Genomic DNA, 19,087 nt, shown 5'->3' with positions numbered 1-19,087 from the left:
TGACGGATCGTATCGACCCGCGGTCTTTCGCTCTCGGCTCACGGCCAGTCGCGGTGCGGGCGCAGCGGGACGCCCGAGCGGCCGTGCTCGTCCAGCTTGACGGCCAGCACCTGGTGCAGCTGGACCTTGTTGCGCTCGAAGCCGACGATGCAACCGGCCATGTACAGCCGCCACACCCGCGCGGTGCCCTGGCCGACCTCCTGCACGGCCTCCTCCCAATGGGCGTCGAGGTTGTCGCACCAAAAGCGCAGCGTCTTGGCGTAGTGCTCGCGCAGGTTCTCCTCGTGGCGGATCTCGAAGCCGAGGTCCTCCATGCGCCGGATGAGCCAGCCGACCGACTCCAGCTCCCCGTCGGGGAAGACGTAGCGGTTGATGAAGCCGCCCTTGTTGAAGGTCTTCTCCTTGCCGGTGGGCCGGGTGATGCAGTGGTTGAGCAGCCGGCCGCCCGGCTTGAGCTTGCCGTACAGGAAGCTGAAGTAGGACGGCACGTTGGCCTTGCCGATGTGCTCGGTCAGGCCGATGGAGCTGACCGCGTCGAAGCCGGTCTCGGCGACGTCGCGGTAGTCCATGTGCCGGACCTCGGCCAGGCCCTCCAGGCCGGCCTCCTTGATCGCGTTCTGTGCCCACTCGGCCTGCTGCCTGGACAGCGTCACGCCCAGGGCCTTGACGCCGTACTCCCTGGCCGCGTGCATGACCATGCCGCCCCAGCCGCAGCCGACGTCCAGCAGCCGCATGCCGGGCTTGAGGTCGAGCTTCCTGGCGACCAGGTCGAACTTGGCGAACTGGGCCTCCTCCAGCGAGGCGTCCTCGCGCGGGAAGCAGGCGCAGGTGTAGGCCATGGACGGGCCGAGCACCCACTCGTAGAAGCGGTTGGAGACGTCGTAGTGGTGGTGGATGGCCTCGGCGTCGCGCTGCTTGGCGTGGCGGGAGCCGAGCTTGGCCAGCGTGCTCTGCCGTACCTCCTGGGGAGGCGGGGGGATGCGCATGAGCAGCGGCTTGAGGCCGAGGGAGCGGACGGCCTCCAGCTTCCCGGCGAGCGTCAGGTCGTCGGTGGTGATGGTCCACATGCGGTCGAGCAGCGTGTACATGTCGCCCTGCACGTCGAGGTGCCCGGACACGTACGCCCTGGCCAGGCCCAGCTCGCCGGGCGACTGCGCCAGGTAGGCCACCGCGATCGGCGACTTCACCTCGATGCGGATGTCCGCGTCGTCCGGGCCCGCCTTGCTGCCGTCGTAGGCCGCGAACGCGACGCCGGTGTCCGGACCGACGATCTTCTCGAAGATGGACGCCAGTGCCATCTGCTCACCTTCCCCGTACACACTTGTCATACAGGTCAAGCAGGCGACCTCCCGGGTCGTAGGCCCGCTTGACCGGCCAGTAGGCGTCGCCGTTGTACAGCCGCCAGAACTGATCCCGGCTGTAGAAGGAGGTCGAGTAGAGCGACTTGTGCCCGTCCAGGTCGTGGACGGCCTTCTCGATGAGCCGGTTGTAGTAGCCGTCGAACTGGCCGCGCGGCAGCGGGACCATGCCCCAGAAGCCGAAGTTGACGTACAGCCGGCCGGTCCGCAGCGGGTACAGCGGCCACTCGGACTGCGAGCGCAGCGGGCACATCCACACCGGCGTCATGCCGACCCTGTCGTGGAAGAACTCCAGGAAGTCCGCGCCCTTCTCGACCGGCACCTCGATGTCCTGGATGACCGACTCGCTGACCGGCCTGCCGCGCCAGCGGTCGAGCCGCGCCGTGACGCCGTACTTCCTGTCGAGGGCGACGAGCCTGCGGTAGACGTCGGAACGCAGCCAGCGCCGCGGCACCAGCGAACGGACCACCGGATGCTGCACGCCGAAGGCGCGCGAGCACCAGAACCAGTCGGTGTCCCACCGCCACAGGTAGTCGCGGATCGTCAGCCAGTCGCGCTGGCGGGTGCGGATCGACTGGTAGTAGATGCGCATGCCTGTGTAGTCCGAGACGTACGGCGCGCGCTCGGCGAAGCGGCCGACCGTGATGTACATCTCGGCAGGCGAGAAGAAGACCCCGTCGACGAAGTCGACCGGCTCGCCGTCGTGCTCCATCGCGTCGCAGATCTCCTGCATGGCCAGCATGCACTTGTGGGCGTCGGAGAAGCGCACGTGGGTCAGGTGGACGTACGGCTGGACCGGCCTCAGCTTGATCCGCAGGCGCAGCGCGTAGCCGAGCGTGCCGTAGGAGTTGGGGAAGGCGCGGAACAGGTCGCGGTGCTCGCCCTCGTCGCGGGCCACGACGATGCGGCCGTCGCCGGTGAGGATCTCCATCTCCTCCACCGACTCGTGCGGCAGGCCGTCGCGGAAGCTGGTCGACTCGATCCCGAGGCCGGTGACCGCGCCGCCGATGGTGATGGTCTTCAGCTGCGGCACCACGTATGGCATCAGCCCGTGCGGCAGCGTGGCGTCCACCAGGTGCTCGTAGGTGGTCATCCCCTGGACCTCGGCGGTCATGGAGACCGGGTCGACCGAGATGACCTCGTCGAGGTCGCGGGCCGAGAGCTTGGCCGACCTGCCCGGGTCCCGGAACCGGAACAGGTTGGAGGTCGGCTTGGCCAGCCGCGGCGCCGCGCCGTCAGGGAGCTCGGTGTAGGACTGCCTGATCTGCTCAACGGCCCTCTGGTGTGTCGCCATGCTCGTCATAGGCCTACCTCCACCCCCAAGAGATCGTCCGTACGACGTTATCTCTCAGGCATGCCCTCGGCCAGACCGGGGTCGTTAAACGTGGGGAAACACCGCGTCAGCGTCTTGCGATCGTGGGCGCGACGCCGTTGACCACATGCGACACGGGGCGTCCCTCCACCGCGGCCGTCACGTTGGCGACCACCGCCTCCACCAGCCGGGCCGCCGACTGCGCGGTCACCCCGGCGACGTGCGGCGACAGCAGCGCATGGGGCAGCTCGCGCAGCGGGTGCCCGGCCGGCGGCGGCTCGGTCTCGAACACGTCGAACGCGACCCCGCCCAGGTGGTCCAGGCCGGTCTCGGCCACGATCCCGCCGCGCGCGGCGTTGACCAGCAGGGCGCCCGGCTTCATCGCCCGCGGGTCGACCAGGCCGCGGGTCCGCTCCGACAGGGCGATGACCACGACCACCACGTCGCTGGTGGCCAGCAGGGTCTCCAGCGGCACGTACGCCGGGTCCTCGCGGGGCGTCCTGGTCCAGTAGGTCACCTGGCAGCCCAGCGCGCCGAACAGGCGGGCGCACTCCTGCCCGATCGCGCCGTAGCCGACGATGCCGACCTTGGCGCCGGACAGCTCGCGCGGGCCGAGCGTCTGCTGCGGCCACTCGCCCGCGCGGACGGCGGCGTCGGCCTGGACCAGCTTGCGGCTCAGCGCCAGGGCGGCGGCCAGGCACCATTCGGCGACCGACACGGCGTTCACCCCGGCGGTGTTGGCCGCCGGCACCCCGGCCGCGGCCAGGGCGTCCAGGTCCAGGCCGTCGACGCCGACGCTGGGCTGCTGGACGAAGGCGAGCCTGGGCGCGGCCTTGACGGCCTCGGCGTCCAGCGTGAGCTCGCCGCTCCAGTCCCCGATGACGATCTCGGCCTCAGGGAGCGCGTCGAGGACGGCGGCGCGGTCGCGGGAGCGCGGGACCGACACGGCGACCCGGTCGCCGAGCGGCGCGAGGATGGCGCGCAGGACCTCCAGGGGCAGGGGCGGGAGGGCGAGGATGTTCCACGGCGTCATGGGGCGATCCTGGCAGAAACCGCGATCCGCGCACCGGCTCACGACCCGCCTGCCGATACCGCGATCAGCGCACCGGCTCGGGCTCACGACCCGCCTGCCGATCGGGCCGCCGGCCCGCCTACCGGTCGGGCTGGCCGGGGTCCTGGCTGGGTTGTCCAGGCTCCTGGCTCGGCTGCACCGGCTTCTGGTCGCCTTGTTCCGTGTCCTGGCCGGGCCGCTCCGGCGGGACGAAGCTGGCGATCACCCTGCGGCCCAGCTTCGCGCTCTTGCCCCAGTCCGCCTCGCGAGCCGTCCAGGACAGCACGTAGACCGTGTCGCCGCCGAGGATCGCGCGGCTGAGCTGGCGGTAGGTCACACCGGGGACCGCCCAGGCGGCCGAGGGGACGGGAGCCGTCCAGCGGGCCTCCCACTCCAGCATGCCGGGGCCCGGCCTGCGGGTGCGCAGCACGCCGCCGGGCAGCAGCGCCGCCTCGCCGTTCATGATGGTGGTGAGGTCCTGGGTGGAGTAGTGCTCCTGAATGCTGAAATGTCCGCCCCTATCAGGCTTGATCCACTCGGTGTAGGCGTCCTTGCGGCTCCCCCGCCACCCGGCCGGGCGCTTGACCGACCAGCCCGCCGGCGAGGTCCACGCGCGCACCAGCGGCGGGCGGCTGCGCGTCGGCGTGGGCGTGGGGCTCGGCGTGGGGGTGGCCGCGACCGGCTGGGTCAGGCTCGGCAGCGGAGAGGTGCTGGCCCGCTGCGCGACCGGCACAACCGCCTCCCCCGTGGGCCGCAGCAGCGCGAACGCGACCCCGGCCGCCGCCGCGACGACCGCCGCGGTGAGGATCCACGGGGTACGGCCCGCCGTACGCTCACGTGCCCGGGCCGGGGCGGGCGAGCCGATGGCGGCCAGCATGCGGTCGGCGGCCTCGGCGTCGGCGCGCTGCGCGGGGTCCTTGGTGAGCAGGCCCTGCAGCACCGGGTGCATCGCGGGCGGGATGCGCCGGTAGTCGGGCTCCTCCGTCAGCAGCGCGGTGAGCGTGGCCATGGGCTCGCCGCGCTCGAACGGCGAGCGGCCGAGCAGGGCCGCGTAGAGGGTCGCGCCGAGCGACCACAGGTCGGAGGCGGGCCCGGCCTCCTCGCCGCGCACCCGCTCGGGGGCCATGAACGCGGGCGAGCCGGTGACCATGCCGGTGGAGGTGAGCGAGGAGTCGCCCTCGGCGGTGGCGATGCCGAAGTCGGTCAGGACGGCCCGGCCCTCCTGGGTGAGCAGGATGTTGCTGGGCTTCACGTCGCGGTGGAGGATGCCCAGCTCGTGGGCGGTCCGCAGGGCCGACAGGACCTGGCGGCCGACGTCGGCCGCCTGCCGGATGGGCAGGGCGCCGGAGGTGGCGACGACCTCCTCGACGGAGCGGCCCTGGACGAGCTCCATGATGATCCAGGGACGGCCGTCCTCCTCGACGACGTCGTAGACGGCGACGACCGACGGATGGTTGATCTTGGCGGCGTTGCGCGCCTCGCGGGTGGTGCGCAGGAGCTGGCGCTCGCGGTCCAGCTCCGGCAGCCCGGCGGGGAGCAGGACCTCCTTCACCGCGATGGGCCGGTTGAGGAGGGTGTCGTGGCCCTGCCACACCACTCCCATGCCGCCTCGGCCGAGCTCGCTCCTCAACAGGTAGCGCCGGGCGATAAGCCGTCCAACCATCTCAACCTCCGCAACAAGGGAAGAGTTTCCCACACGCTCAGCGGGCGCGGACGCCATTCGGGCGGGCTCGAAAGATCCCCCGGCAGCGGTCCTGGCACGAGAGGAGAACAATCTTCTAGAGTGATGGTCATGAGTGGACCCTTGGCCGGAGTGCGCGTGCTGGAGCTGGCCGGGCTGGCCCCCGGGCCGTTCGCCGGGATGATGCTGGCCGACCACGGCGCCGAGGTGCTTCGCGTGGACCGGGTGGCCGCCGTGACCGACAAGCCGCGCCGGGACGTGATGGACCGCGGCAAGCGCACGATCGGCCTGGACCTGAAGTCCCCCGAGGGCATGGCCGCCTTCAAGCAGCTGGCGGGGCACGCCGACGTGGTGATCGAGGTGTTCCGGCCGGGCGTGGCCGAGCGGCTCGGCATCGGTCCCGAAGACCTGCACGCCGTCAACCCGCGGCTGGTCTACGGGCGCATGACCGGCTGGGGCCAGGACGGCCCGCTGGCGCCCACCGCGGGGCACGACATCGACTACATCGCGATCTCCGGCGTGCTGTCCATGCTGGGCCGCGCCGGGGACAAGCCGACGCCGCCGATCAACATCCTCGGCGACTTCGCCGGCGGCGGCCTCATGCTCGCGTACGGCGTGCTGCTCGCGCTGATCGAGCGGGAGCGGACCGGGCGTGGGCGGGTGATCGACGCGGCCATGGTCGACGGCGCGGCGCTGCTGTTCGCGATGTTCTACCAGGCGGTCCAGAGCGGGTTGTGGGGCGAGCGCGGCACCAACCTGCTCGACACGGGCGCGCCGATGTACGACACCTACGAGACGGCCGACGGGCGGTACGTCGCGGTCGGCTCGCTGGAGCCGCAGTTCTGGGCCGAGATGGTGCGGCTCATGGGGCTGGCGGACCTGCCCGACCGCGACGACCGCGCCCAGTGGCCCGCGCTGAAGGCCCGCCTGGCCGAGGAGTTCAGCAAGAAGACACGCGCCGAGTGGGAGGCCCTCTTCGAGGGCTCCGACGCATGCGTGTCGCCCGTGCTGTCGATGGGCGAGGCCGTACGGCACCCGCACAACGTGGCGCGCGGCACGTTCGTGGACGTCGGCGGCGTCAGCCAGCCGCGGCCCGCGCCCCGGCTGCTGGGCGCGCCGGACCCCGACCTGTCCCCCGCCACCCGGCTGGAGGACCTGACCGAGTGGGGCATCCCGGCCGAGGAAGCGGCCAAGCTCCGCTCCCTGGGGGTGATGGCCTAACCCCCTTGCCCGGCTCACCGCCCGATCGAAGGCGCGAGCGATCGTGCGGCTCCGCGACAACCTCACGACACGGAGCGCACATGCCTGACATCGACCTGCTCGACGGCGACCTGTACGCGGGCGACCCCGGCCCCGTCTACGCCTGGCTGCGCGAGCACGCCCCCGCCTACTGGGACGCGGCCAACGGCCTGTGGGGCGTCTCCCGGCACGCCGACATCAGCGCGATCGAACGCGACTCCAAGCTGTGGACCAGCACCGGCGGCTACCGCCCGCAGCTGCCCTCCGACCCGTCCATGATCGGCATGGACGACCCCGAGCACGCCGAGCGCCGCCGCCTGGTCTACCGCCGCTTCACGCCCCGCCATGTCCACGCCGAATACGCCGGCCGCATCCGCGCCGTGGTCGTCGAGCTGATCGACCGCGCGCTGGAGGAGGGCACGGTGGACGCGGTGCCCGCGCTGGCCGCCCCGCTGCCCGCCCGCATGATCGGCTGGCTGCTGGGCTTCCCCGAGGAGGACTGGCCCCGGCTGGTGCACTGGTCGCAGACCACCATCCCGGCCGGCGGCGGCCTGCGGTACGTCACCCACGAGGCGGCGATGGCCGCGGCCGAGTACGGCCAGGCCGTCCTGGCCCTGGCCGCCGAGCGGCGCCGCGAGCCGCGCGACGACCTGCTGTCGCTGTGGGCGTGCCAGCCCGGCTACGACGACGAGCACCTGGCCAACGAGGCGCTGCTGCTGCTCGACGGCGGCGCGGAGACCACCCGCACGGTCATCGCCACGGCCATCGACGCGCTCATCCGCCACCCCGCCCAGTGGCGGCTCCTGCGCGAGGACCCCGGCCTGATCGAGAACGCGGTGGAGGAGTTCGTCCGCTGGACCACGCCCGTCCTCAACATGTGCCGCTCGGCCACGCGCGACACGGTCCTGCACGGCGAGCGGATCCGGCGGGGGCAGCAGGTGCTGCTGATGTACGGCTCGGCCAACCGCGACCCGGAGGTGTTCGACGACCCGGACGTCTTCGACGTGACGAGGAAGCCGGGCGGCCACATCGCCTTCGGCCTGGGCACCCACTTCTGCCTGGGCGCGGCCCTGGCCAGGCTGGAGCTGCGGATCTTCTTCGAGGAGTGGGTGCGCCGGGTCGGCTCGGCGCGCTGGGCAGACGACACCGGCCCGCGGATCATGCGCAACGCCTTCGTGCGCGGCGTGACGTCCTTCCCGATCGTGCTGGAGCTAGGCCTGGAGCGGTAGCTCCACCGTCACGATCAGGCCGCCCTCCTCGCGAGGGCGGGCCGACACGGTGCCGCCGTGGGCGTCGGCGATGGTCTTGACGATCGACATGCCCAGGCCGGTGCCGCGGTCGGAGTTGAGCCGGTCGCCGTGGAGCCGGCGGAACGGCTGGAAGATCGTCTCCACCTCGTACGGCTGGACCGGCAGCCCGGTGTTGGCCACCACCAGCTCCACCCGGTCCTCGCGCTGCCGGGTGGTGACCCACAGCTCCCCGCCCAGCTCGTTGTGCCGGATGCCGTTCTCCACGAGGTTCTGCACCAGCCGTTCGAGGAGCACCGGATCGCCCTGCACCGGGGCGGCGTCGAGCAGCCGGTGCTGGGTGACCTTCCGCTCCTCCGCCTCCCCCGCCGCCTGGTCGAGGGCGTGCTCCACCACGTCGGACAGGTCGAAGTCGCGCCGGTCGAGCATCGCCTGCTCGCCCTCGGCCAGCGCCAGCAGGCCGTTGATGAGCCGTTCGTGCCGCTCGTTGACCACCAGCAGCGACTCCCCCAGGCGCTTGAGGTCCTCGCCCGCGTCCGGCCGCCGGACGGCCACGTCCACCAGCGTGCGGTTGATGGCCAGCGGGGTGCGCAGCTCGTGCGAGGCGTTGGCGACGAAGCGGCGCTGCCCCTCGAAGACCCGCGCCAGCCTGGCCAGCAGCGTGTCGAAGGTGTCGGCCAGCTCCTTGAGCTCATCCGACGGGCCTCGGTAGTCGATGCGCTCGCTCAGGTCGTAGGCCTGGGCCACGCGGCGGGCCGTCACCGTGACGTCCTGGAGCGGGCGGAAGACCAGGTGGGAGAAGCGCCAGCCGAGGAAGGCCGCCAGGGCCGTGCCGGCGGCGACGGCGAGGACGCCGACGTTGCGGACGGCCTCGAGGGTGTGCTGCTGGTAGAGGCGGCGGATCTGGATGCCCCGCATGTTGGCCACCTCGTAGCCGGCCTCGCCCGGCCAGAACTGCCAGCCGTCGATCCTCACGTACTCCGGGTTGCGCCAGCCGGGCACCGGCTCCAGCTGGGACCGGACGAGGAGGTAGATGCCCAGTATGAGCAGCGTGCCCAGGATGAGGAAAACCGCGCCGCAGGCGAACGCGAACCTGGCCCTGATCGTCATGCGATGCGGTACCCCACTCCCGGGACGGTCTCGATGATCGGCGGGTCGCCCAGCTTCTTGCGCAGCTTGACCATCGTGGTGCGCACGGTGTTGGTGAACGGGTCGATGTGCTCGTCCCAGACCTTCTCCAGCAGCTCCTCGCTGGAGACCACCGCGCCCCTGGCCCGCATGAGCTCGTACAGCACGCCGAACTCCTTGCGCGCCAGCGGGACGTAGCGGCCCTCGCGGAAGACCTGCCGGTGGCCGCGGTCCAGCGTCACGCCCTTGAACTCCAGCACCGGCGGGTCGGCCGGACGCGCCCGCCGGCCCAGCGCGTGGACCCGGGCCAGCAGCTCCTCGAAGGCGAACGGCTTGGGCAGGTAGTCGTCGGCCCCCAGGGTGAGGCCCGCCACCCGCGAGCGCACGTCGCCCGAGGCGGTCAGCATGAGGATGCGCACCAGCCCGCCCGCCACCTGCCTGCACACCTCGTCGCCGTGCACCTTGGGCAGGTCCCGGTCGAGGATCAGCACGTCGTAGCCGTGTACGGCCAGCCGTTCCAGCGCCGCCTCGCCGTCGTAGGCCACGTCGACCGCGTGCGCCTCCGCCCGTAATCCCTCGGCCAGCGAGTCGGCGAGCATCTGCTCGTCCTCCGCGATCAGTATCCGCACCACATCCCCCGGATTGTCAGCCCTGCGGTGTAACGCGAGCGTAACCACTTTCCGTAACACCCGGGTTATGGATCTTCGCGTGGACTCCTGAGCCATGCTCTTGACCCGTCCCGTCCTCAGCACGCCCGTCCGGAGGGCACGCCGTACCGGCCACGGAGTCTTCGCCGCCGTGCTGGCGGTGGCCGCGGCGCTGCGCGTGCTCATGATGCTGGGTTACAACACCGCCCAGGTGTACTGGTACGACTCGTTCACCTACCTGGACACCGCCCTCCACATGAAGCCGTCGGGAGCCTTCCATCCGGCCGGGTACTCGGCCTTCCTGTGGCTGCTGTCGCCCTTCCACAGCGTCCGGCTGGTCGCCGGCGTGCAGCACGTCATGGGGCTGGGCATCGGCGTGCTGATCTACGCGATCCTGCGCCGCAAGGGGCTGCCGGGGTGGGCCGCCGCCCTGGCCACGGTGCCGGTGCTGCTCAACCCGGCGTTCTTCCGCATCGAGCACGCCATCCTGTCGGAGACGCTGCTCATGCTGCTGATCGTCGGCGCGCTCGCCGCGATGACGTGGCGGCGCCCGGCGCTGGCGGGCCTGCTCATCGGCTGCGCGGGGCTGGTCAGGACCGCGGCGGTGCCGCTGCTCGGGATCTTCGTCCTGTCCCTGGTCGTCAGGCGGGCCGGCTGGCGGCCCGTCGTGGCGCTCCTCCTCGCAGGCGGGCTGCCGCTGGCCGGCTACGCCGCGTGGTTCCAGCAGCACCACGGCCGCTTCGCGCTCAGCGGCGCCGACGGGGTGTCGCTGTGGGCGCGCACGATGACCTTCGCCGACTGCTCGATCATCAAGCCCGGCCCCGACCTGGCCAGGCTGTGCCCCAACGGCACCGTGGTGGACGCGGCCTCGGAGTACGTGTGGGCGCCGGGCGCCTCCCTCAACCGGCTCGGCGGCGACCGCTTCAGCCACAACGACCTGGCCAGGCGCTTCGCCGTCAAGGCCATCCTCGCCCAGCCCCTGGACTACCTGGCCGACGTGGCCAGGGACGCCTCGCTGCCGTGGTCGCTCACGCCGGTCGCCCATCCCAAGCGCATCCCGCAGAAGACCGGGTTCCCGATCGGCTCCTGGGACCTGCCCGAGCAGCACGCGCTCATCGGCAAGGTCAGGAAGGAGTACGACCGCGACATCGCCGGGCTGCGCTCGGTCGAGCCGTACGCGCCGATCCTCGCCGCGGCCCTGCCGTACCCCTATGTCCTGCACGGGCCGCTGTTCCTGGTCATGCTCGCGGCAGGGCTGGCGCGGCCGTCGCTGCCGTGGGCCACCGCGGTCTTCCTCTACCTGGGGCCGATCGCCGCGATGGACTTCGACCACCGCTACATGCTCCCGGCGATGCCCGTGGCGTGCGTGGGCGCCGCGTACGCGGTCTTCAGACCGCTACGTAGAGGTCGACCCCGCCCGGGTGGTGCACTTCCAGGTCGGTAGCGAACGAGCGCGCCGGCTGGCCGCCGGACTCGGTGTGCTTCCACAGCCGCTGCCAGGCCTCGATCAGCGCGCCCGGCATCGGCCCGCGCGCCTCCACCTTCAGGCACGCCCCGGCGGGCACCCGCACGGCCACCATGCCCTCGGGCAGCTTGGGCACCGCGCGGACGGCGACGCCCACGACCTGCGTGTAAGGCCCGTGGTGGTCGCTCTCGTAGTCGGTCAGCACGGCGTAGAGGTTCTCGTCGACACGCCCCGGCACGTGCGCGAACGCCCCCGGCTGCGCGGCACGCTGCCACAGCCGCGGCAGCCGGGCCCGAGCGGGATCGGCCTCCTCGGCGTTCGTCGTGCGTACGGCGAAGCCAACGACAAGCAGCTCGTCCCGCTCGATGACGTCCATGGCAGCAGATCATAACGCCTGGTGAACGGGGGAAAGCTCGAGGCATGACCCATCACCGCATAAGGTAGACGAACGTGAAATTTCTCAACGGGATCGAACCGGCGTACGACCTGACCTACAGCGACGTCTTCATGGTCCCCTCGCGCTCGGCCGTCGGCTCCCGGCTGGCCGTCGACCTGGCGACCAGCGACGGCACCGGCACCACCATTCCCATCGTGGTGGCCAACATGACCGCCGTGGCCGGCCGCCGGATGGCCGAGACCGTGGCCCGCCGGGGCGGCATCGCCGTGATCCCCCAGGACATCCCCATCGACGTGGTCGCCGAGGTGGTGGACTGGGTCAAGCAGCGCGACCTGGTCCACGACACCCCGCTGACCCTCACCGCGCACGCCACCGTCGGCGAGGCGCTCAACCTGCTGCCCAAGCGCGCCCACGGCGCGGTGATCGTCGTCGACGGGGACGAGCGGCCGATCGGCGTGGTGACCGAGGCCGACTGCCAGGGCGTGGACATGTTCACGCAGCTCGAACAGGTCATGTCCGCCGAACTGCTGACCCTGCCGGCCGGGCTGGACCCGCGCGAGGCCTTCGACCGGCTGCACGAGGGACGCCACCGCCTGGCCCCCATCGTCGACGCCGGCGGCCGCCTGGTGGGCATCCTGACGCGCACGGGCGCGCTGCGCGCCACGCTCTACCAGCCCGCGGTCGACGCGCGGGGCAGGCTGCGGGTCGCCGCCGCCGTGGGCGTCAACGGCGACGTGGCGGCCAAGGCCAAGGAACTGCTCGACGCGGGCATCGACTGCCTGGTGGTCGACACCGCGCACGGGCACCAGGAGAAGATGCTGTCCGCGCTGCGGGCCGTACGGGCGCTGAACCCCTCCGTGCCGGTCGCCGCCGGCAACGTGGTGACGGCCGGCGGCGTGCGAGACCTGGTCGAGGCGGGCGCGGACATCGTCAAGGTCGGCGTCGGCCCCGGCGCGATGTGCACCACCCGCATGATGACCGGCGTCGGCCGGCCGCAGTTCTCCGCCGTGCTGGAGTGCGCGGCCGAGGCCAGGCGGCTCGGCCGCCACGTGTGGGCCGACGGCGGCGTGCGCCACCCGCGCGACGTAGCGCTGGCGCTGGCCGCGGGCGCGTCCAACGTGATGATCGGCTCCTGGTTCGCGGGCACGTACGAGTCGCCCGGCGACGCGCGCACCGACGCCGACGGCCGCCGCTACAAGGAGAACTTCGGCATGGCCTCGGCCCGCGCCGTCCGCCTGCGCACCGCCGAGGACACCCCCTTCGAGCGGGCCCGCAAGGCGCTGTTCGAGGAGGGCATCTCCACCTCGCGGATGTACCTGGACCCTCAGCGGCCCAGCGTGGAGGACCAGATCGACGCGATCGTGGCCGGGCTGCGCTCGGCGTGCACGTACGCGGGCGCGTCGAACCTCGAGGAGTTCCACGAGCGGGCGATCGTCGGCATCCAGAGCTTCTCCGGCTACAGCGAGGGCATGCCGCTCCACCAGAGCTGGTAGCGTCAGGATTTCGCGCAGAACAAGGAGTAGCACGTGGCACTGGAGAAGCCGGAGATCGACTTCCCGGACGGCGCACCGCCCGCCGACCTGCAGATCGTCGACGTCGTCGAGGGCGACGGCCCCGAGGCCAAGCCCGGTCACACCGTCAGCGTCCACTACGTCGGCGTGGCCTTCTCGACGGGCGAGGAGTTCGACGCCTCCTGGAACCGGGGGACGCCGTTCGAGTTCCCGCTGGGCGGGGGACGGGTCATCGCCGGCTGGGACCAGGGCGTGGCCGGCATGAAGGTCGGCGGCCGGCGCAAGCTGGTCATCCCGCCGCACCTCGGCTACGGCAACATGGGCGCGGGCAACGTCATCAAGCCCGGCGAGACGCTCATCTTCATGGTGGACCTGCTCGGCGTGCGCTGAGCGCGACGCCTCGGGAAGGGGCGGGCCCGACGTCCGGGCCCGCCCCTTCCCGCTGTACGGCACCGCCGCGGCGTCCTCTTCCCCCGCGGTGCCGCAACCCTCAGGCGGCGACCGGCTCCGGCGCCGCCTCCTCCTCGGACGCCCGGCCCGCGGCGGGGACGCGGCGCAGGAGCGTCACCGACAGGATCACGGCCGCGAGCGCCAGCAGCGCCGCGACACCGCTCGCCACGTTGAGCCCGCCGGCGAAGGCGGCGCGTGCCGTCGCCTCCAGGGCGGGGTCGCCGAGCGCGCCCGCCAGGCTCTCCACCGCCTCGGGCGGCGCGGAGGCCGGCAGCTGGGCGCGGTAGACGGCCGCGCCGACACTGCCCAGGATCGCGATGCCGAGCGAGACGCCCAGGTCGCTGGCCGTGGTGTTGACCGCCGAGGCGGCGCCCGCCTTCTCCGGCGGGGCCGAGCCGATCACCAGGTTCGTGGTGAGGGCCATCGTCGGCGCCATGCCCGGATACAGCAGGTAGAACCCGGTGATGAGCAGCGGCAGCCCGCCCACGCTGCCGACCTGGGTGAGCACCAGATAGCCGGCCACCGACAGCGCGGTCCCGGCGGCCACGACGTAGGCCGGGCGCACGCGCCGCGCGACGGCCGGGGCCAGCGTGGAGACGGCGACGAGAGCCAGCGCCGCGGGCAGGATCCACAGGCCGGCCTCCAGGGGCGACAGGCCCGCCACGAGCTGGAGGTACTGGGTGAACAGCAGGTACACCCCGCCCAGGGCGATCGCGCTCAGCATGAAGACGCCCAGAGAGCCGCTGAAGACGCGGTCGCGGAAGAGCCTGACGTCCAGCAGCGGGGTGGCCAGGGTGAGCTGCCGCCGCACGAACGCCGCCGCGAGCAGCGAGCCGAGCGCGATCGTCGCGACCGCGGTGAGGGTGAGCCCCGCCCTGGCCAGCTCCTTGACGCCGTAGACGAACGGCAGCAGCGCCGCCATCGACAGCGCGACGCTGGGCAGGTCGGGCGTGCCGGCCCGCGCGTCGCGGTACTCCGGCACCAGCAGCGGCGCGCCCACCACCACGAGCGCCATCACCGGCACGCCCGCCAGCAGGGCCGCACCCCACCAGAAGGACTCCAGCAGCAGCCCACCGACCAGAGGCCCGACGGCCACGCCGACCGACACCGACGCCGCCCACATGCCGATCGCGGTGCCCCGCTGGCGCGGGTCCTCAAACAGGACGCCGATGAGCGAGAGCGTGGAGGGCATGATGGCCGACGCGCCGACCCCCATGACGGCGCGGGCGGCGATCAGCACCGCGGCATTCGGGGCGAACGCCGCCGCCGCGGAGCCCGCGCCGAACGCGATCGCGCCGAACAGCAGCACCCTGCGCCGGCCGATCCTGTCGCCGACGGTGCCCATGGCCACCAGCAGCCCGGCCATCATGAAGCCGTAGACGTCGTTGATCCACAGCAGCTCGGCCGCGCTGGGCCGCAGGTCCGCCGCGATCTTCGGGGTGGCCAGGAACAGCACGGTCATGGCCAGGAACAGCAGCACGGTGGGCAAGAGCAGCACGGCCAGGCCGAGCCACTGCCTGGCTCCGGCCCGGGTCTCGACGGTCATGAATGGTCCTTCCTCAGCTTGCCGATCAGGTCGTCGAAGAGGAGATCCGCCGCCTCCGGGGCGGCCAGGACGACGGGCTTGCCGGCCAGTTCCCGGGCGAACCACGCCAGCTCGGGGATGACCAGCACGTACGCGTCGGCCGCCGCGAGCCACGGCGAGAGGTCGCGCACCTGCGGCGGGGTGTCCTCGCAGGGGCCGCCGCCCTCGCCCTCGCACGGCAGGCACGCGACCGCGAGGTCGAGGAGGTCGGCCTCGAGGTCGCCCCGCTCGCACGCGAGGTCGGCCAGCCGGTCGGCCAGAGCGCGGCCGGGCCCGGCGCGGTCGGCGATGATCGCCACTCGGATCCGCTCCATGCCGCCCACCGTGCGGGGAGGGGCTTCGGAAATCCTTCAGATCGGCATTGGGTACCGTGGCGACCATGCGCTTCGGGGTGCTGGGTCCGCTCGCGGTGTGGACCTCCGACGGCAGGCCGGTGCGGATTCCCGAGGTCAAAGTCCGCGCGCTGCTGGCCGAGCTGGTGATCGACGCGGGTCGGGTGGTGCCCGCCGATCGGCTGATCGACCACCTGTGGCCCGCCCGCCTGCCCGCCAACCCCGCCGCCGCGCTGCAGAGCCGGGTCTCCCAGCTGCGGCGGGCCCTGGAGGACGCCGAGCCCGGCGGGCGTGCGCTGGTCCGCTCCCACTCCCCCGGTTACGTGCTCGACGTCCCGCCGGGCGCGGTGGACGTCCGCCGCTTCGAGGACCTGCTGGCCCGCGCCCGCTCAGCCGGGTCTCCGCGGGCCCGGGCGGACCTGCTCGGCGAGGCCCTCTCGCTGTGGCGGGGGCCGGCGCTCGTCGACTTCGCCGACGAGGAGTTCGCCAGGACCGAGGCGGCACGGCTGGCCGAGCTGCGGCTCACGGCGCAGGAGGAGCTGGCCGAGGCCCGGCTGGACCTGGGTGAGCACGCCTTGCTGGCCGACGAGCTGGGCGACCTGGTGGCGCGGCACCCGTTCCGCGAGCGGCTGCGCGCGGCCCACCTGCGGGCGCTCTACCTGGCCGGACGGCAGCGGGAGGCGCTGGAGGCGTACCGGGACCTGCGGGAGCGGCTGGCCGAGGAGCTGGGCCTGGACCCGGGACCGGAGCTCGTCGCGCTGCACCGGGCCATCCTGCGGCGCGACCCCGCCCTCCGCGCCGCCTCCGCCCGGCCCGCCGCGACCAACCTGCCGGCTCCGGTCAGCGACCTCATCGGGCGCGACGGCGCCCTGGAGCTCATCGCGGGCCTGCTGGGCGACGCCCGCCTCGTCACGCTCACGGGACCGGGCGGGGTGGGCAAGACACGCCTGGCGGTGGAGGCGGCGCGCCGGCTGGCCGGCGCCTTCGACGACGGCGTGTGGCTGGTGGAGCTGGCGGCGATTCCCGCGCGGCCGGGGGACGCCGACCGGGCGGTCGCGGAGACGGTCGCGGCCACGCTGCTGATCCGCGACGAGAGCGGGCAGGCCGCCCGCGAACCCGTGGAACGGCTCGCCGACGCCCTGCGCGACAGGCGGATGCTGCTCGTCCTGGACAACTGCGAGCACGTGGCCGACGCCGCCGCGCGCCTCGTGTCGCGGCTGCTGCGGGCCGTACCGGGCCTGCGCGTCCTGGCGACCGGCCAGCGCCCGCTCGGGGTGGCCGGCGAGACGCTGTGGCGGGTGCCGCCGCTGACCGAGGAGGAGGCGGTGCGCCTGTTCGCGGCACGCGCCGCGCCCGGCTTCACGCTCGACTCAGGCAACGCCGAGACGGTCGCCGCCGTCTGCCGCCGCCTCGACGGCATCCCGCTGGCCGTCGAGCTGGCCGCCACGCGCGTGCGCACGCTCGGCCTGAGCGGGCTGCGCGCCCGGCTGGAGGACCGCTTCCGGGTGCTGACCGGCGGCCACGCCGACGCGCCCGCCCGGCAGCGCACCCTCCGCGCGATGATCGACTGGAGCTGGGAGCTCCTCGGCGAGCAGGAGCGGACCGTGCTGCGCCGCCTGGCCGTCCACGCCGACGGCTGCACGCTGGAGGCCGCGGAGGCCACGTGCGGCGAGCCGGGCCTGGACGTGCTCGACCTGCTGGCGGGGCTGGTCGACCGCTCCCTGGTGGTGTTCGCCGAGCACGGCGGCCTGCCCCGGTACCGGCTGCTGGAGTCGGTGGCCGCCTACTGCCAGGAGCGGCTGCGCGAGGCGGGCGAGTGGGAGGAGGTCCACCGGCGCGTCCGCCGCCACTACGCGGCCTTCGCCGCCACGGCCGACGTGCACCTGCGCGGCCCGGCGCAGCGCGAGTGGCTGCGGCGGCTCGACGCCGAGGCGGCCAACCTGCGCGCCGCCCTCGACGACGCGGTACGGCACGGCGACGGCGACACCGCGCTGCGCCTGGCCACCTCGCTGGCCTGGTACTGGGTGCTGCGCGGCCGGCTCGGCGAGGGGCGCAGGTCGCTGGAGGCCGCCCTCGCGCTCGACGGGCAGAGCCCGGCCGCCGTCACCGCGAGACTCTGGCGGAGCGCCTTCGCCCTGCGCATGGGCGAGCCGCCCGGCCCCGCCGAGCCGGTTCCGCCCGCCGTACCGCACCGGGACCTCGACGACCTGGCAGGCCGTACGCGCGCCCAGTGGTACCTCGCCTTCGCCATGCTCGGCATCGGCGAGCCCGCCGACATCGAGCCGACGCTCGCCGTCTTCCGAGCGATCGGGGACCAGTGGGGCATCGCCGCCGCCCTCAGCACGTCCGCGCGGCGGGCTCTGCTGCGCAGCGACCTGGCCTCGATGCGGGAGTACGGCGAGCGCAGCCGGGCGCTGTTCACCGAGCTCGGAGACCAGTGGGGCAGGCTGCACGCCACCGTCGCCCTCGGCTGGCACGCCCAGATCACCGGCGACTACCGGCGTGCCGCCCGCCTGCACCGCGAAGGGCTGCGCATGGCCGAGGAACTGGGGCTGTGGACCGAGGTCAGCGACGCGCTGTCCGAGCTGGGCCGGATCGCCCTGCTGACCGGCGACCACGCGCAGGCCGACGAGCTGCACCGGCGGGCCGGGAAGCTGGCGGCCGAGCAGGGGTACACGATCGGGCAGGAGTACGCGGCCCTCGGGCTGGCGCTGAGCGCGCGGCGGCAGGGGCGGCTCGACGAGGCGGAGGCGCACCTGCGCGAGTGGCTGGACTGGGACCGGCGGCTCGGCTCGGCCATCGCGCTGGCCCTGATCCTGGCCGAGCTGGGCTTCGTCGCCGAGCAGCGCGGCGACCTGGAGGCGGCGCGGACGCTGCACGAGGAAGGGCTGGAGGCGGCGCGCAAGACCGGTGACCCGCGTGCGCTCGCGCTGGCCTTCGAGGGCCTGGCGGGGGTGGAGGCGGCGGCGGGCGCCGCCGAGGAGGCCGCGCGGCTGCTGGGCGTAGCCGCGGCGCTGCGGGAGTCGGTCGGGGCGCCGCTGCCCGCGGCGGAGCGCGGGGACGTGAACCGCATCGGCGCGACCGCGCGGGCGGCGCTGGGCGAACGGCGGTTCGCCGACGCCTACGCCCGAGGCAGATCCGAAGGAAAGCCGAAGGCCGCCGTGGCGTCATGGGCGCATGACTGACGAGGCTCCTTCCCACGCTTCCGGATCGGCCTGGGACCACGCGACCGACAGCGCCGACCCGTCGGTGGCCGAGCACGTGCAGCGCTACCTGCGCACCGGCGGCGCGGACGGCTACCTCGAGGGCGGCACGACGAACCTGGTCCTCACCACCGTCGGCCGCGTCAGCGGGCGGCCGCGCCGTACCGGGCTGTTCTTCGGCCGGGACGGCGACCGCTACGTCCTGGTGGCCTCGGGCTCGGTCCCGGGACGCGAGCGGCTGCCCGACTGGTATCTCAACCTGGTCGCCACGCCTGAGGCCGAGGTGCAGGTCAAGGCCGAGCGGTTCAGGGTCCGCGCGCGTACGGCGGGCGGCGCCGAACGCGAGCGCCTGTGGCGGATGATGCTCGGCCGGGCCCCGATCTACCGGCGTTACGAGGCGGCGGCGCGGCACGAGATCCCGGTGGTGGTGCTGGAGCGCGTCGGCCCCGAAGCGGAGGGGCGTTTGTCGTCCGGGTAGGGC

16 protein-coding genes are annotated in these 19,087 nt (G+C 73.2%); 7 read left to right on the top strand and 9 right to left on the bottom strand.

Going from position 1 to position 19,087, the window contains the following annotated elements; translation table 11 throughout:
- Positions 1–38 precede the first annotated feature (38 nt).
- From BSB02_RS26995 to BSB02_RS41600, 4 genes are all read right to left on the bottom strand, one after another.
- Positions 39–1,298 carry an SAM-dependent methyltransferase gene (locus BSB02_RS26995; protein WP_084963214.1) on the bottom strand — a complete coding sequence of 420 codons (1,260 nt, stop codon included), beginning with the start codon at positions 1,296–1,298 and terminating at the stop codon, positions 39–41.
- A 4-nt stretch (positions 1,299–1,302) separates the two neighbouring features.
- Complete coding sequence (locus BSB02_RS26990; RefSeq protein ID WP_084963211.1) at positions 1,303–2,661, bottom strand: FAD-binding oxidoreductase; 1,359 nt, start codon at positions 2,659–2,661, stop codon at positions 1,303–1,305.
- A gap of 97 nt (positions 2,662–2,758) precedes the next feature.
- A complete protein-coding gene (locus tag BSB02_RS26985) occupies positions 2,759–3,703 on the bottom strand; it encodes an NAD(P)-dependent oxidoreductase (RefSeq protein ID WP_084963209.1) in 945 nt (314 codons plus the stop codon).
- 118 nt (positions 3,704–3,821) lie between these two features.
- The gene (locus tag BSB02_RS41600; RefSeq protein WP_240506673.1) at positions 3,822–5,384 is read right to left on the bottom strand and encodes a serine/threonine-protein kinase; all 1,563 of its coding nucleotides are present in this window, start codon (positions 5,382–5,384) and stop codon (positions 3,822–3,824) included.
- 129 nt (positions 5,385–5,513) lie between these two features.
- Here BSB02_RS41600 and BSB02_RS26975 point away from each other — a divergent pair, with 129 nt between their 5' ends.
- Both BSB02_RS26975 and BSB02_RS26970 read left to right on the top strand, forming a co-directional pair.
- Positions 5,514–6,623 carry a CaiB/BaiF CoA transferase family protein gene (locus BSB02_RS26975; RefSeq protein WP_143591203.1) on the top strand — a complete coding sequence of 370 codons (1,110 nt, stop codon included), beginning with the start codon at positions 5,514–5,516 and terminating at the stop codon, positions 6,621–6,623.
- An 80-nt stretch (positions 6,624–6,703) separates the two neighbouring features.
- Entirely contained in the window at positions 6,704–7,870 is a 1,167-nt protein-coding gene (locus BSB02_RS26970) for a cytochrome P450 (protein WP_084963205.1), read from the top strand.
- On the opposite strand, the gene BSB02_RS26965 is transcribed toward BSB02_RS26970, so the two are convergent.
- Positions 7,853–8,998: a sensor histidine kinase gene (locus tag BSB02_RS26965; protein WP_084963203.1), complete on the bottom strand. Its 1,146-nt coding sequence runs from the start codon at positions 8,996–8,998 to the stop codon at positions 7,853–7,855. The genes BSB02_RS26970 and BSB02_RS26965 overlap by 18 nt on opposite strands.
- Positions 8,995–9,645 carry a response regulator transcription factor gene (locus BSB02_RS26960; protein WP_143591201.1) on the bottom strand — a complete coding sequence of 217 codons (651 nt, stop codon included), beginning with the start codon at positions 9,643–9,645 and terminating at the stop codon, positions 8,995–8,997. The genes BSB02_RS26965 and BSB02_RS26960 overlap by 4 nt, the downstream gene beginning before the upstream one ends.
- A 94-nt stretch (positions 9,646–9,739) precedes the next feature.
- Between BSB02_RS26960 and BSB02_RS26955 the strand changes: the two genes are divergently transcribed.
- Positions 9,740–11,107 (top strand): glycosyltransferase family protein, encoded by a 1,368-nt coding sequence (locus BSB02_RS26955; RefSeq protein WP_084963201.1) that lies wholly within the window; start codon positions 9,740–9,742, stop codon positions 11,105–11,107.
- Here the strand turns inward: BSB02_RS26955 and BSB02_RS26950 are convergent.
- Positions 11,052–11,504, bottom strand: coding sequence for a GyrI-like domain-containing protein (locus BSB02_RS26950; RefSeq protein ID WP_084963199.1), 453 nt, complete (start codon positions 11,502–11,504; stop codon positions 11,052–11,054). The two genes, BSB02_RS26955 and BSB02_RS26950, sit on opposite strands and share 56 nt — an antisense overlap.
- Positions 11,505–11,578: 74 nt before the next feature.
- Between BSB02_RS26950 and BSB02_RS26945 the strand changes: the two genes are divergently transcribed.
- Both BSB02_RS26945 and BSB02_RS26940 read left to right on the top strand, forming a co-directional pair.
- Positions 11,579–13,018: a GuaB1 family IMP dehydrogenase-related protein gene (locus BSB02_RS26945; protein ID WP_084963196.1), complete on the top strand. Its 1,440-nt coding sequence runs from the start codon at positions 11,579–11,581 to the stop codon at positions 13,016–13,018.
- Between the two features lie 33 nt (positions 13,019–13,051).
- Positions 13,052–13,426 carry an FKBP-type peptidyl-prolyl cis-trans isomerase gene (locus BSB02_RS26940; RefSeq protein ID WP_084963195.1) on the top strand — a complete coding sequence of 125 codons (375 nt, stop codon included), beginning with the start codon at positions 13,052–13,054 and terminating at the stop codon, positions 13,424–13,426.
- Positions 13,427–13,526: 100 nt separating this feature from the next.
- Here the strand turns inward: BSB02_RS26940 and BSB02_RS26935 are convergent, their stop codons facing one another.
- The gene (locus tag BSB02_RS26935; RefSeq protein WP_084963193.1) at positions 13,527–15,032 is read right to left on the bottom strand and encodes an MFS transporter; all 1,506 of its coding nucleotides are present in this window, start codon (positions 15,030–15,032) and stop codon (positions 13,527–13,529) included.
- Positions 15,029–15,385 (bottom strand): NAD(P)H-dependent oxidoreductase, encoded by a 357-nt coding sequence (locus BSB02_RS26930; protein WP_084963191.1) that lies wholly within the window; start codon positions 15,383–15,385, stop codon positions 15,029–15,031. The genes BSB02_RS26935 and BSB02_RS26930 overlap by 4 nt, the downstream gene beginning before the upstream one ends.
- 65 nt (positions 15,386–15,450) lie before the next feature.
- On the opposite strand from BSB02_RS26930, the gene BSB02_RS26925 reads away from it, so the two are divergent.
- Both BSB02_RS26925 and BSB02_RS26920 read left to right on the top strand, forming a co-directional pair.
- Entirely contained in the window at positions 15,451–18,588 is a 3,138-nt protein-coding gene (locus BSB02_RS26925) for an ATP-binding protein (protein ID WP_084963188.1), read from the top strand.
- Complete coding sequence (locus tag BSB02_RS26920) at positions 18,581–19,084, top strand: nitroreductase/quinone reductase family protein (RefSeq protein WP_084963186.1); 504 nt, start codon at positions 18,581–18,583, stop codon at positions 19,082–19,084. The genes BSB02_RS26925 and BSB02_RS26920 overlap by 8 nt, the downstream gene beginning before the upstream one ends.
- Positions 19,085–19,087: the final 3 nt, after the last annotated feature.

The sequence above is a fragment of the Thermoactinospora rubra genome (genome assembly GCF_002093975.1).
GTDB lineage: Bacteria > Actinomycetota > Actinomycetes > Streptosporangiales > Streptosporangiaceae > Nonomuraea > Nonomuraea rubra_A.
Note: the sequence above shows the minus strand (reverse complement) of the source record. Positions and strands in the feature narration are given on the sequence as shown.

What these genes read in the sequence shown, in the direction of transcription:
- BSB02_RS26990 (WP_084963211.1), bottom strand. Translation starts at nt 2,661, where the DNA reads ATGACGAGCATGGCGACACACCAGAGGGCCGTTGAGCAGATCAGGCAG.
- BSB02_RS41600 (WP_240506673.1), bottom strand. Translation starts at nt 5,384, where the DNA reads ATGGTTGGACGGCTTATCGCCCGGCGCTACCTGTTGAGGAGCGAGCTC.
- BSB02_RS26930 (WP_084963191.1), bottom strand. Translation starts at nt 15,385, where the DNA reads ATGGAGCGGATCCGAGTGGCGATCATCGCCGACCGCGCCGGGCCCGGC.
- BSB02_RS26935 (WP_084963193.1), bottom strand. Translation starts at nt 15,032, where the DNA reads ATGACCGTCGAGACCCGGGCCGGAGCCAGGCAGTGGCTCGGCCTGGCC.
- BSB02_RS26965 (WP_084963203.1), bottom strand. Translation starts at nt 8,998, where the DNA reads ATGACGATCAGGGCCAGGTTCGCGTTCGCCTGCGGCGCGGTTTTCCTC.
- BSB02_RS26975 (WP_143591203.1), top strand. Translation starts at nt 5,514, where the DNA reads ATGAGTGGACCCTTGGCCGGAGTGCGCGTGCTGGAGCTGGCCGGGCTG.
- BSB02_RS26925 (WP_084963188.1), top strand. Translation starts at nt 15,451, where the DNA reads ATGCGCTTCGGGGTGCTGGGTCCGCTCGCGGTGTGGACCTCCGACGGC.
- BSB02_RS26985 (WP_084963209.1), bottom strand. Translation starts at nt 3,703, where the DNA reads ATGACGCCGTGGAACATCCTCGCCCTCCCGCCCCTGCCCCTGGAGGTC.
- BSB02_RS26920 (WP_084963186.1), top strand. Translation starts at nt 18,581, where the DNA reads ATGACTGACGAGGCTCCTTCCCACGCTTCCGGATCGGCCTGGGACCAC.
- BSB02_RS26955 (WP_084963201.1), top strand. Translation starts at nt 9,740, where the DNA reads ATGCTCTTGACCCGTCCCGTCCTCAGCACGCCCGTCCGGAGGGCACGC.
- BSB02_RS26995 (WP_084963214.1), bottom strand. Translation starts at nt 1,298, where the DNA reads ATGGCACTGGCGTCCATCTTCGAGAAGATCGTCGGTCCGGACACCGGC.
- BSB02_RS26950 (WP_084963199.1), bottom strand. Translation starts at nt 11,504, where the DNA reads ATGGACGTCATCGAGCGGGACGAGCTGCTTGTCGTTGGCTTCGCCGTA.
- BSB02_RS26970 (WP_084963205.1), top strand. Translation starts at nt 6,704, where the DNA reads ATGCCTGACATCGACCTGCTCGACGGCGACCTGTACGCGGGCGACCCC.